Origin of the sequence: Ohtaekwangia kribbensis (assembly GCF_042676245.1) — a bacterium.
GTDB classification, from domain to species: Bacteria; Bacteroidota; Bacteroidia; order Cytophagales; family Cyclobacteriaceae; genus Ohtaekwangia; species Ohtaekwangia kribbensis.
Genome location: NZ_JBHTKA010000001.1, coordinates 114,015 through 127,162, shown reverse-complemented (window position 1 = coordinate 127,162; position 13,148 = coordinate 114,015). Strand labels below are relative to the sequence as shown.

The following is a 13,148-nucleotide window of genomic DNA, read 5'->3' as shown; positions in this document are numbered from 1 at the left end:
AAGCACTTTGCACATGAAAAAGATATTATACAATCCTATTTATTTTCTTCAACTGTTTTGCATAGTCTCGGCCATTGCGCTGTTATCTGCATGCAAAGATGATGAAGTAGAACTCCCGGTGATTACCGAAATACGAAATTATGCTGCATCACCCAACGATACCATTGTGCATACCTTGAACTCGGATCAATGGATAGTGCTAATCGGTAAAAATCTGCACGAGGTCTCTGGAATTTATTTTGGAGGTATACCTGCTACCGTGAACGGAGCTTTAACTACCGATGAAAGTATAGTTGTACAGATTCCATCGATTCCGTTTCAAACAGTGCCCAGAGACAAGTTGAATGTTGTTACCGTTGTGAATGGCAGCGGCTCGGCTTCTGTTGAAATTAAGATCACAGGCAATCCTATAATTTCTCATGTCAGGAATTATGCCGACTCACCGAATGATACAATTTTAAACTCAGTAGCGCCCGGTCAGTTTATAAATTTAGTTGGATTTAACCTGGAAGGCGCTACCAGTATAAATTTTCAAGGTGTAGACGCTGATTTGGCGAATGTTATTTATACCGATTCAAGTGCTATTGTGAAAGTGCCTGATGATTTTTCGGGTGGAGATGCTTCACGGGCAAACCGGATTACATATACCACCCGCATAGGCAGTAGTATATATGGCATTCCAATTTTTGATCCGGCTATTCTGGAATATTACAAAGACCCATTATGGACGTTGCTTTCGGGAGGTATAGGGAATGAAAAGAACTGGATGATTGATTTCAATGCTGAAGGAGTTTCTCAAAAGTTCGCAGGTCCGATGTGGTTTTCCGGAGACGAATTGCGTTGGAGCAAGGAATGTGCTAAGCCCGGTGGTAACTGCTGGACGTACGAACCTGCTTGGCAAACCTGGATGCCGGGCCCGAAAAACTACGGTACCATGACGTTTAAGATTAAAGGCGTACCGGTAGTGCCGAGTGTCACGGTCAATCAAGCGGGACTGGCCGATAGTAAAAATGGAACCTTCACCGGCGACTATTTTTTAGATGTTGATAAGAAGACGATAACATTTACCGGCATTGTTCCGCTCAACATGGGTTGGGAAAATGCAGAATGGTCGAAAGCGTATATTATTACCCTTACAGAAGATGGTATGCAGCTTGGTTTTAAACATAAAAGCAAGACGGAACTTGAGCTTTATAACTTTATCCTGAAGGAGTAATGCCTCTTTTAATTCAGTAGCCAGATAATAACGATTTAATGCCCTCCATAAAAGAACCTGCGGGTATACAGGTATATATATAGTATATGCCTGCAGGCTTCTTTATCAATAAGAAATTTTTTACTAAAGATTATAATACATGAAGATTACGTGTCGATTCCGAGTGCTGGTATTTTTTACCACCATGGTACTTTTTATGTCCTGCAAAAAGGATGATGTTGATCCCGAACTTTCCGTTTCTGAAAAGGCATTTTCCTTCAATGCCGAAGGAGATACATCGGAGGTTTCCATAACCAGTAATGACAGTTGGACGATCTCTAATCCTGCGCCAACATGGTTGCAATTGAGCCAGGTCAATGGCAACAGCGGTAGTGCTGTTATTAAAATTATAGCCAGTATCAATGTCTCCGGTACGTCCAGGTCTGCAATTCTGAATGTTCATTCAGACAACGGTCAGGACAGACGCATTACCATTTCGCAGGCAGCGCAGTTTTTTCCAACCTACAACACATCTCCTAAGCCGCCCGACATGACAGGAATGAGTAGCACTGCAGTAGAACTTGCAGCCAAAATGAAACTGGGCTGGAACATTGGAAATACCTTCGAAGCACCTGGCGGAGAACAAGGCTGGGGCAGCCCCGTGATTACGGAAGACTTCATAAAGTTTGTAAAGCAATGTGGATTCAATGCCATCAGAATTCCATGTGCCTGGGATTGGCATCATGTCGACAATAAAGCAACTGCAAAGATCAATCAGGACTGGATGAACCGCGTGAAAGAAGTAGTCGGATATTGTGTAAAGAACGATGTATACGTTTTACTAAATATACATTGGGATGGCGGCTGGCTGGATCATAACATTAACAGCTTGAAAAAGGACTCTGTAAATGCGAAGCAGAAGGCTTACTGGGAGCAAATTGCTACGGCCATGCGTGATTTTGATGAGCACCTCATGTTTGCCAGCGCCAACGAGCCTCCTATAGATGATGGCAACCTCGAGCAAATGGCTATTCTTACCAGCTATCATCAGACGTTTATTAACGCAGTTCGTTCGACCGGTGGAAAGAATACCTATCGCGTTCTGGTGATCCAGGGACCGAGTACAGATATACTAAAAACATACGACCTCATGAATATTTTACCGGTCGATAAAACAGAAGGTAGAATGATGGTTGAAATTCATAATTATACTCCGTTTCAATTCACCTTGTTGGATGGTGATGCAAGCTGGGGCGACATGTTTTATTACTGGGGTAGCGACAACCACTCTACTATTGAACCGGATCGCAATGCTACCTGGGGAGAAGAGGCCGACCAGATTTCATATTTCCAGAAGATGAAGGAAAAGTTTGTTGACAAAGGTATTCCTGTGGTGATGGGAGAGTATGGAGCTTACAAGCGCGGTGGCAGTACCCATGTTCCGAAGGATTTGGAAAAGCACAATAAGTCAGTTGAACATTGGACAACATTTGTTACCCGGGAAGCCATTGCCCACGGCGTTATACCCTTCTGGTGGGATACCGGAGGTGCGCTGGATCGGGCGAAGCTGACTGTAAAGGATCAGGCTACGATTGATGCACTGAACGCGGGGGCTGAATAATGATCTTCATGAAATCGCTTCCCGGAAAGACAGAGGCCTTGACTTCAAACAAGAGGTGCGGCACTGGTGCTCTTGTTATTATACTATTCGTTATGATCTTTCTTGCCGGCTGCAGGGAAGATGATAATGATGATGCCGTGCCTGAGCTTTCAGTTTCTGTATCCGAGCTTACGATCCCTGCAGAGGGAAGTAAATCGGAAATTAAAATTACGAGTAATGATAATTGGCGAATCGCTAATCCCGGTTTAGCGTGGCTGCAGATCAGTCAGACAAGCGGAGGCAGCGGTACAACCTCTATTGAACTGTCGACAGGCGTTAATAATACAGGCAACACGCGCACGGCTATATTGAATGTAAGCTCAGACAACGGGCAGGCTAGACGCATTAAGGTATCGCAGCAACCTCAACTATATCCATCCTATAACACGTCACCTAAACCATCCGATGCCATCGGTATGAGCAGTACGGCTATTGAGCTTGCCGCAAAGATGAAACTGGGCTGGAATCTTGGGAACACCTTTGAAGCTCCGGGCGGAGAACAAGGGTGGGGCAGTCCTGTTATTACGGAAGACTTTATAAAATTCGTGAAGCAGAAAGGTTTCAATGCGATTCGAATTCCATGTGCCTGGGACTGGCATCATGTCGACAACAAAGCAACGGCGCATATAGATGAGAACTGGCTCAACCGGGTAAAAGAAGTTGTGGGCTATTGTGTGAACAATGACATCTATGTTTTACTCAACGTTCATTGGGACGGTGGCTGGCTGGAGAATAACTGCACTCCGAATAAAAAAGATTCTGTCAACGCCAAACAGAAGGCCTATTGGGAGCAGATAGCGACCACCATGCGCGACTTTGACGAACATCTTATGTTTGCAAGCGCGAACGAGCCAAACGCCGATGATGCAACGGAAATGACTGTGTTACTTTCCTATCATCAGACTTTTGTAAATGCAGTTCGCTCAACCGGTGGCCGTAATGCATACAGAACACTTGTAATACAGGGTGCAGCCGAGCTATTGAGTGTCTCTGCGTTTCCAAAAGATCCGACTCCCAATCGCATGATGTATGAATCGCATAATTATACACCTTCCCAGTTTACGTTTCTTAATGGCGATGCAAGCTGGGGTAAAATGTTTTACTATTGGGGAGCCGGACATCATTCCACCATTGAACCAGACCGTAATCCTACCTGGGGCGAAGAGGATGAACAACTGAAGGGTTTCAACTTACTCAAAGAGCAGTTTGTAGATAAGGGGATTCCCGTGCTCATGGGCGAGTATGGCGCATACAGGAGAGATGGCAGCGAGCATGTTCCTTTGGATTTGGTTACACATAATGATGCCGTTGACTATTGGATAACGTATGTAACCAAGCAGGCCCGCGCACGTGGTATTGTACCGTTCTGGTGGGATACAGGCGGTGCACTTGACCGCACCAACTATACGGTAAAAGATCAACGAACTATTGATGCTCTTATCGTCGGTGGCGGTTAATACAGCTGTCAGGATCGGAACTCCAATTAAATGAAGGTTAAACGAAGGACCCGAAGGGTATACACTAAAGATTTCGTTTGTAAAGAACATCGGGTAGTCTGTTACTAATATTGGTGGTCTGGCTATCGGTATGATGATCGCTATTTTGAACGGTCTGTGGATATGGGATGAGATATCCTTTAACAAATATCATACAAACTATTCGAAGATTGGCCAGCTTATGGAGACCGGAATGGACAATGGAGATAACTCCATGACTTACCCACTTAGTGTGGAGCTTATGGAAAATTACCATGCTAATTTCAAGTGTATGACGAGAACGTCATGGCTGGTAGAGCCTATCTTATCTACTGGTGAAAGAAGAACTCACCACGGTAGGCCTATACGCTGATGCCGTTTTAATGGCGCAGGAGATCGTTTAAGAGGTTTTTTGCTTTTATATCTCCTCGTTTTATTCATCTAAAATCAAACGGTTGGGTGAAAAATCGGGAGTCAAAAATGCCCGTTCATTTTGACTCCCGATTTTCATACCAATGATTGCTATATAGCTTGTTCCCTAAATTAATATCCGGATTTCATCAGCACGAAGTATCAATTTCAAACACGTAACGCTGTTTTATGAAATTCATTTAAAGCAAACTCTTCTCATTCGTAAAAACAGACGTAAGGAGTGCAACAGTATATCTGCACCTAACCGTTGGAGGTAATCGAAAGAACTTTCTCTAAAGCGGAAAGTACACGTAGATCAACGGTCGGTGGGGCCAGCGGTAGCTCCAGGGAGTGCAAGGAACTCAACAAGTATATAGATATAGTACGATTGAAGATTTTTGAAATATATAGAGCTGATAACAAAAGATGAAGAGGTAAGTTGTCAGATAATCATCAATAAATTTTTAGGCATGACAGAAAGCCGATGTTCATCCAAGCGTTTAACGAGCACAATAAGGCGGTTGAAAAACTGATTGGCAAAGACTATGCAGCTGTTACCTCATCAAGTATAACGCATGTTTGTCCACTTTAGAAAGCTTTGTTAAACAGAAGTATCACGAAGACGATATCCCATTATCAAAATTGAATTACGCATTTATAGTTGAATTTGAGCTTTTCCTGAAGACTCAACAAGCGTGTGCACATAATACCGTTAATCGGTGCCAAATATAAAAGAAACTAACATCGGCGAATGTCTCTGCTTACCGATGAGAATAGTAGTAATTGGGCCTATATCTTTTCCCACCTCGTAAATATCGGCATCGTAAAGAATAGATGTGAGATACATGCAAAAGAATTGACAGTATCTGTAAGTATCGTCACGCTATATACATGTACTTTCGTGTACTATTCTGTGGTATAGATTAACTTCTGGTGCAATATGCATGGCAACCTGTAAACAAATTATTATGAAAGAAAACGAACTGGACAATGAGACGGGCAGTAATCATGCTGGCAATCATGCCAATGAACCAGTAAAACTACTGACAGCATCTTCCATCGTGGGAGATAGGGTGCTTAATAAGCAAGGCGAAGACTTAGGAAAAATAATTGACTTGATGGTCAATCTCGATAATGGCAATATTCAATACGTTGTCATCGCTTTTGGAGGATTTATGGGTATGTATCGAAAGTATTTTGCTGTTCCCTTCGATGTGTTAACAATTGTACCCGAGCAAAGAGCATTTATCTTTGATCAAAGCAGAGAGTCGTTCGAAAATCATCCGGGGTTTAACAAAAAGCATTGGCCGTTAGCAAACTTTCATAGCCAGCTTTCGCGATCGTATAGTGGGTTTATGGGGCCTAACACCGGCACGGATCATTGATGCTATACGGGACTAAGTATAAATAGATGAGCTTATGCGTGAATTATGCAAATGTCTGCTTTCTATCTGTAACATTCTGGTTGGAATAAAACATGATATTTGATTTTGTCGAGTCGATGTTGAAGACTTAGATAGGATATAATTTTTAGTCTAAATATAATTGGCGAAATGTAATTGGACAGGACTTGAAACGCCTGTCCTTTTCATTTCCACGATTTGTCTGGTGATGAACATCAAAGGCAAGCGAGTCAAAAACAATAATATATATATATAATCAAATTTATGATTTCTGTTCGCAAAGAAGGAGTGGTGCTTGGAAAAACATCACATGCGTTTGAAGATGCCGGTGTACTTAACCCGGCAGCTACCCGTATTGGTGACGATGTGCATCTCCTTTATAGGGCGGTGCGCAAAGGTAATCATTCAACGATTGGATATTGCCAACTCCAGGGAACACAACGGGTGAAGAGAAGAAGCGAAGTGCCTATGCTTTCGCCCGCGTTTCCCTATGAGTCGCATGGTATTGAAGACCCGCGGCTGGTAAAAATTGACGATCTATACTTTCTTTCCTATTGCGCATATGATGGTGTTAACGCTATGGGTGCCTTGGCTACCTCAGACGACCTGGTGCACTTTGAACGGCACGGGCTTATTGTTCCGCAGTTTTCATATGAAGAGATGAAAGCAATCATTCACTCGAAAGCAGGCCTTAATGAAAAATACAAGCGGTATAATGTTCACCACGAATCATGGACCACGGCAGGTCAAAAGAAATTAGTATGGGATAAGAATGTAGTATTTTTTCCAAGGAGAATTGATGGTAAACTCTGGTTTCTTCACCGGATAAAACCCGATATTCAGGTTGCTTCGGTATACTCCCTGGATGAACTCACTCCAGATTTTTGGCGTGATTACCTTGAGAACTTGGAAGACTACATTGCACTTTCACCTCTATATGACCACGAGGTAAGCTATATCGGTGCGGGGTGTCCACCTATTGAGACTCCCCATGGATGGTTGCTGATATACCACAGTGTACATGATACCATGGACGGGTATGTATATACAGCCTCGGCCGCCCTGATGGATTTGCAAAATCCTCAGAAAGAACTTGCCAGACTCCCGTATCCTCTGTTCGTTCCGGAATTGGATTGGGAGCTTAAAGGAGAAGTAAACAACGTGGTATTTCCCACGGGTGCAGCGTTGTTTGATGATACACTATATATATACTACGGAGCCGCTGATGAACAGATTGGATGTGTGTCCTTGAATCTCAAAGAACTGCTGGATGAACTGAAACAACACTTTAAGAGGTAGCCATCATGAGCTCAATAACTGATACGAAGACAAGATCATCTGTTTCAACTCGATATTTCGAGTCGGATGAATTGCAACCTATAAACCTGGATTTACCCGAGGTCTTGTTTATCGCGTCTTATCCGCCTCGAGAGTGTGGTATAGCCACCTATACGCGCGATCTGATCGAAGCCATCACTGAAAAATTCAGCGCTTCTTTTTCAATAAAGATATGTGCACTGGAAGGGTGTACTTCATATCTATATGGGCAACAAGTAAAGTATATACTTCCGGCATTCGAGTATACGGCATATGAAGACCTCGCCCTCAATCTGAATTTGAACAAGAATCTGTGCCTGGTTTTTGTGGAGCATGAGTTTGGACTTTTTGGCGGTGACTATGGACAGCATCTGTTGTCCTTGCTTTGCCGGTTGAATAAACCGGTCATTACTACATTTCATACCATCCTTCCGGATCCAGATCCGGAACGTAAAAAAGTCGTGCAGGGTATAGCAGACAATTCTGTATCGCTAGTGGTGATGACTTTAAATGCTGCGAAGATTTTGGAAAAAGAGTATGCTATAGCCAAAGAAAAAATCACCATTATACCACACGGTACGCACCTGGTTTCGTCTTTTGCTAGTCGTGAAAAAAAGGCGCGAAATCATTTGGGAAACAGATTGGTGCTCACAACTTTTGGCCTGTTAAGTCCCGGTAAAAACATTGAAACTGCCTTGGATGCAATGCCCCAAATCATCCGGGAGTTTCCCAATGTACTATACCTGATTATTGGAAAAACGCATCCTGGTGTAATCCAGCAGGAAGGGGAGCGTTATCGCAATTACCTGGAGCAAAAAGTACAAGATCTGAGTCTTCAAGGTCACGTTCGTTTTATCAACCGGTATATGCCGCTTGCCGACTTGCTGACGTATCTGCAGCGTACCGATATTTACCTGTTCACCTCAAGCGATCCCTTTCAAGCTGTAAGTGGTACATTTGCTTATGCCATGAGCTGTGGCTGTCCGGTGATCTCCACACCGATACCACATGCAAAAGAATTGTTGGCAGGTGCCGGACTTATGGTTGATTTTCAGCGTCCGGATCAACTGGCAGAGTTAACTATAAAACTATTATCGGATACAACGCTTCGCCACGAAATGAAGCTCAACGCACTGCATAAAATAAGTCCGACCGCATGGCCCAACGCTGCCCTGGCGCATGTAGCGCTGCTCCTCAGGCACACAGGGAAACGAATTGAACAGCGCTATACTTTACCGCCTGTTTCATTGTCGCATATGATCAGGCTAACAACTGACACAGGCATCATCCAGTTCAGCAAACTCGCCAGCCCGGATATTAACTCGGGCTATGCCTTGGATGACAACGCTCGAGCGCTGATCGCCATGTGTAAGTACTATGAAGTTATACGCGATCATAGTGCGCTCGTGGAGAATTACCTCGGTTTTATAGTGTCGTGCCAGGGTAAGGACGGGAGGTTTATGAATTATGTTCGCGCTGATGGAACCTTTGATGCCAAAAACCAGGACGAAAATCTGGAGGATGCCAATGGAAGGGCATTATGGGCGCTTAGTGAGTTCATTACACGAGAAGACCTTTTTGATCCGGCATTAATAGCACAGGCAGAATTATCATTTCTCACAGCGGTCTACCCATTAATAAAAATGCGATCGCCCCGCGCCATGTCTTTTGTACTGAAAGCGCTATATCTATATAATGTCAGTAAGAAGAGTTCTATTCTAAAAGAACAGATTGCGCTGCTGGCCGATGACCTGATTGCAAAATACAGGCGCGTAGCGGATAATAACTGGAAATGGTTTGAATCGTATCTCACCTATGGCAATGCTGTTATTCCGGAGGCGATGTTGTGTGCATACCTGGCTACCGGCAATCCTTCTTATAAAATTATTGCTAAGCTAAGTTTTGACTTCTTGTTAAGTATAATTTTTCAAAACGATGAAATAAAAGTTGTATCCAACCAGGGATGGCTTCAGAAAGGACAGCCAGCTCAACGTTATGGCGAGCAACCTATTGATATAGCCTATAGCATCCTGGCCCTTGACAGATTTCACGAAGTATTTCCCGGCGATGGTTATCAGGGAAAAATGCAGGCGAGCTTTAATTGGTTTCTCGGAAAAAATCATCTCAATCAGATCATGTATAATCCTTCAACGGGAGGGTGCTATGACGGACTCGAAGAGCATCATATCAATCTTAATCAGGGCGCTGAATCAACGGTAAGCTATTTGCTGTCACGTATGGTAATGGAGAAAAACTATAATCCGGTTGGATTAAAGAAACACAAACTGCTGGAAGAAGTATATTAAAGCGCACTGGTTTGCGGCTGCCAGTATATATATATAAGGAAATTGTCTCCTGCTGTCATGGCTGTTGTTACTCGCCTTATTAAATGACTTGTATGGGGAACTTCGAGATTTTAATAATTATCATTGCTATTCTGGTTGCCCTGCTGGCAATCGCAGAACACTTCCGACTTCCACAGTCCGTCTTATTGGTTTTGTCCGGGCTGGCCATTGGATTTATACCCTCCATTCCCCAAGTCACGCTTAACCCCGAGGTTGTGTTTTTTATTTTTTTGCCACCAATACTCTTCGATGCTTCTTCGCATATGTCGTGGCGTGATTTTCGAATGGAGATCAAACCCATTTCTACATTGGCTATTGCATTGGTCTTTTTTACTACCATTACCGTTGCTATAACCACACACCTGTTGATACCCGGTTTTCCCTGGGCTTTTGCTTTTGTGCTCGGTGCCATTGTGTCTCCACCGGACGCAGTAGCCGCTACAAGCATCACCAAAGGACTTGGCTTAAACCGAAGAGTGGTTACAATTCTGGAAGGAGAGAGTCTGGTAAATGATGCATCCGCATTGATAGCCTATAGGATGGCTATTGCAGCAATAGGTACGGGCGCATTTGTGATGTGGGATGCTGCCCTGAATTTTTCCTTTATCGTGCTTGGTGGTATAGTTGTCGGACTACTGACAGGCTATATATTCATGACTATTCTGAAGAAAGTAGCTGATAATTCTATTATAGCGACATCGCTTACCTTACTTGTACCATTCCTTGTATATTTAGCGGCCGAGCGGCTTCATACTTCGGGCGTACTCGCCGTAGTGACTGTTGGACTGATGATGTCATGGCGTGCATCCGAAGTATATTCTTACCAAACACGAATTCGCAATAAAGCCGTTTGGGATACCCTCATCTTCCTGCTTAATGGTTTTATTTTTATTCTCATCGGCCTGCAGTTTCCCTTGACACTTAATGACCTTGAAACCTATAGCGTTGGACAATTAACGATATATGCCCTGGCAGTGAGTATAGTTACTATACTCGTTCGTATACTATGGGTTTTCGCGGCTGCCTTTTCGCCTTTTGCCTCATCAGGAAAAAAGAGAAGTATTGACACACAAAGTAACACCTGGAAGAATGTGATGATTGTGGCCTGGACCGGAACTCGTGGAGTCGTGTCGCTGGCAACGGCACTGGCTTTACCACTTACAGTAGACAGTGCACCGTTTCCGCATCGATCGCTGATTCTTTTCCTGGCCTTTACGGTGATCTTTGCAACCCTGGTAGTTCAAGGGCTGTCACTACCGTTACTGGTAAAGGTTCTTGGCGTTAAGAATCTTTCGGACCCAGACCAGGAAGAGCATGCTTTGCGCCTGTTAATGGCCAACAACGTAATACGCTTTATAGAGGAAGAATTTCCGTATGAGATAACCACCGAATTAAAGCAGCGCCTGAAAGACAGGTATATAGTATTGATCGATGCACTCGCTAAAAATGGTAACGAGCAACACGCGCTGGCTCAACGACTGCCGAAGATATCTGAATTTTCAAGTGCACAACTGGAAGTGCAGAAATTCGAACGAACATTACTGGCTCAGCTTCACAAGGACGGAACATTTAACCAATCTGTTATCAGGCGTATAGAACAGGAGCTTGATACAACCAAGCTGCAATTTGACAGGGCTCACAAAAGGAAAAAGCGATAATCGTATAGTATATATATAGTGCGAGTCAAGGTTTATAAAATGATTTTGTTATTTAGTATAATTTCGATGATTTCATTTTTAGCCTGTTTGGATTCCGGAAAGTCCAGTAGCATCCATACGTGAATCATATTTTTATATTCGCGATAATTGATAAGTATACCTTGTTGGTTTGCCTGCGACTTTAATTTCCTGGTGTCAGCCACTAAAATATCATGCGTGCCTATAAATATAGATATCTTGCCAAGGCCTTCAAGAGACCCGTTGATCGGGCTTACCATATTCGTGTTCGGATCCGATGTTCCCGCATATAGCAACCCAGCCTTTTTTAAACCTGCAATTCCTAGAAAGGGATCAACACGGTCGATCCTTCGGATAGCCGGATTCTTCAGGGTAATATCAAGCCAGGGAGAAAGTAATATTATTTTGTCTGGTTGTGGCAGCGAATCACGTCTGAGTTTTTGAGCCAGGGCCAGGGCAAAGCCGCCTCCGGCGGAATCTCCCATGAGGATCGTTTGAGAAGCTTCCGACTTTGCTATAATTTCTAGATATAGTGGTACGACAAATTCAAATGCTTGCCGATAGGTATATTCGGGTGCGAGCGGATAATCGGGAGCGGTAACGGTGCAACGCGTATGCTTTACCAGGAATGATAAAAATTTCCAATGTTGTTTTACGAAACTCTGTACATAAGCCCCGCCGTGCAGATATAGTATATAGGTATTGGACTTTTGACCTTTGGGCGTTAAGGTGAAGGTATTGTGACCGTTAATCTGGCGTTTTTCAACGTGACAAATTTTACTTGTTTTACGCGTGGGTTCCTGGCTGGTATTAAAATTAAATCTGCCGAAAGCAAACTGCATGTCAAGGAATTTTTTCTTCTTGATAAGCCTTAAAAGAAAACAGAATAATTTACTTTCAATACTGACCATTCGCAGTTTTGTTTATAAGCAGATCTTGCAGGATGCATTTGCTTTCTAGGTATGAAATATCTTTTGTAACTCTTTATTGTTTCTGGTTCTGGAATACATGAAAAGTATAGTGGTAGTGACCGGTAACAGACAGGCCGCAACAATTATGCTCCATTGTAATTTAATATAGCCATTGAAAAAAAGGGAAATGATCGCGTCAATAGAAATGCAGAACACAGCAATACCCGCAAAAAGTATAGCCACTGTATTCAGACCCCGAAGCTTTATTTGTCTTATCACAAAATAAAGCAACAAACCGATGATGTTTACCATACACAATGTCGGAAGAGCAAGCTGTAAAGGCCATCTTTCATGTGTGTATTCACTCACACCTATCAGTATCAGGGTAGAAATAGACCATCCTGCCAATACCTGAAGTGGTATGGTTACATGCCAGAGTGCCGTTAGCGTAGTGTAGGAAAAAATAATCAAACATATACACACAGGGTATATAGACCAGGTAACAGTACCGTGAATGGCCACATTTATAGCTAATGTTGCCAATACACCGGATAATAATAATACGGAAGTGATCTGCCAGAGTATATGTTGTAATAGATGTTTTTTTTTACCGCCAGTTCCCTGCGTTTGCTTATTGCTCGACCACATTCTTGGTGTTGCGCTATCCATCGTTACGGGAGTATTGCATAGCGGACAGACGCTCATCGTGTCATCCAGTTCAACACCACATACATTGCAAATGACTGGTATCATGA

11 protein-coding genes are annotated in these 13,148 nt (G+C 43.2%); 9 read left to right on the top strand and 2 right to left on the bottom strand.

The features are described from left to right. Positions 1 to 13 precede the first annotated feature (13 nt). The 9 genes from ACFQ21_RS00605 to ACFQ21_RS00565 all read left to right on the top strand — a co-directional run bounded on the left by ACFQ21_RS00605 (position 14) and on the right by ACFQ21_RS00565 (position 11,464). Entirely contained in the window at positions 14 to 1,216 is a 1,203-nt protein-coding gene (locus ACFQ21_RS00605; RefSeq protein ID WP_377573339.1) for a hypothetical protein, read from the top strand. Between the two features lie 196 nt (positions 1,217 to 1,412). Beyond that, positions 1,413 to 2,816 carry a cellulase family glycosylhydrolase gene (locus tag ACFQ21_RS00600; protein ID WP_377573337.1) on the top strand — a complete coding sequence of 468 codons (1,404 nt, stop codon included), beginning with the start codon at positions 1,413 to 1,415 and terminating at the stop codon, positions 2,814 to 2,816. A gap of 92 nt (positions 2,817 to 2,908) precedes the next feature. Next, on the top strand, positions 2,909 to 4,312 hold the full coding sequence (locus ACFQ21_RS00595; RefSeq protein ID WP_377573334.1) for a cellulase family glycosylhydrolase: 1,404 nt from the start codon (positions 2,909 to 2,911) through the stop codon (positions 4,310 to 4,312). Between the two features lie 130 nt (positions 4,313 to 4,442). Next, the gene (locus ACFQ21_RS00590) at positions 4,443 to 4,703 is read left to right on the top strand and encodes a hypothetical protein (RefSeq protein WP_377573331.1); all 261 of its coding nucleotides are present in this window, start codon (positions 4,443 to 4,445) and stop codon (positions 4,701 to 4,703) included. Positions 4,704 to 5,302: 599 nt separating this feature from the next. Next, complete coding sequence (locus ACFQ21_RS00585) at positions 5,303 to 5,473, top strand: phage integrase SAM-like domain-containing protein (RefSeq protein ID WP_377578229.1); 171 nt, start codon at positions 5,303 to 5,305, stop codon at positions 5,471 to 5,473. A 236-nt stretch (positions 5,474 to 5,709) separates the two neighbouring features. Beyond that, the gene (locus ACFQ21_RS00580) at positions 5,710 to 6,126 is read left to right on the top strand and encodes a PRC-barrel domain-containing protein (RefSeq protein WP_377573329.1); all 417 of its coding nucleotides are present in this window, start codon (positions 5,710 to 5,712) and stop codon (positions 6,124 to 6,126) included. Positions 6,127 to 6,408: 282 nt separating this feature from the next. Then, on the top strand, positions 6,409 to 7,443 hold the full coding sequence (locus ACFQ21_RS00575) for a glycoside hydrolase family 130 protein (protein ID WP_377573326.1): 1,035 nt from the start codon (positions 6,409 to 6,411) through the stop codon (positions 7,441 to 7,443). Positions 7,444 to 7,448: 5 nt separating this feature from the next. Further along, positions 7,449 to 9,767, top strand: a complete 2,319-nt coding sequence (locus ACFQ21_RS00570; protein ID WP_377573323.1) for a glycosyltransferase — start codon at positions 7,449 to 7,451, stop codon at positions 9,765 to 9,767. Positions 9,768 to 9,859: 92 nt separating this feature from the next. Beyond that, positions 9,860 to 11,464 carry a Na+/H+ antiporter gene (locus ACFQ21_RS00565; protein ID WP_377573320.1) on the top strand — a complete coding sequence of 535 codons (1,605 nt, stop codon included), beginning with the start codon at positions 9,860 to 9,862 and terminating at the stop codon, positions 11,462 to 11,464. 32 nt (positions 11,465 to 11,496) lie between these two features. Here ACFQ21_RS00565 and ACFQ21_RS00560 read toward each other — a convergent pair whose 3' ends face one another. Together ACFQ21_RS00560 and ACFQ21_RS00555 are read right to left on the bottom strand one after the other, a co-directional pair. Further along, positions 11,497 to 12,393: an alpha/beta hydrolase fold domain-containing protein gene (locus ACFQ21_RS00560; protein ID WP_377573317.1), complete on the bottom strand. Its 897-nt coding sequence runs from the start codon at positions 12,391 to 12,393 to the stop codon at positions 11,497 to 11,499. A 45-nt stretch (positions 12,394 to 12,438) separates the two neighbouring features. Further along, on the bottom strand, positions 12,439 to 13,146 hold the full coding sequence (locus tag ACFQ21_RS00555) for a DUF6320 domain-containing protein (protein WP_377573315.1): 708 nt from the start codon (positions 13,144 to 13,146) through the stop codon (positions 12,439 to 12,441). Between the last annotated feature and the right edge of the window lie 2 nt (positions 13,147 to 13,148).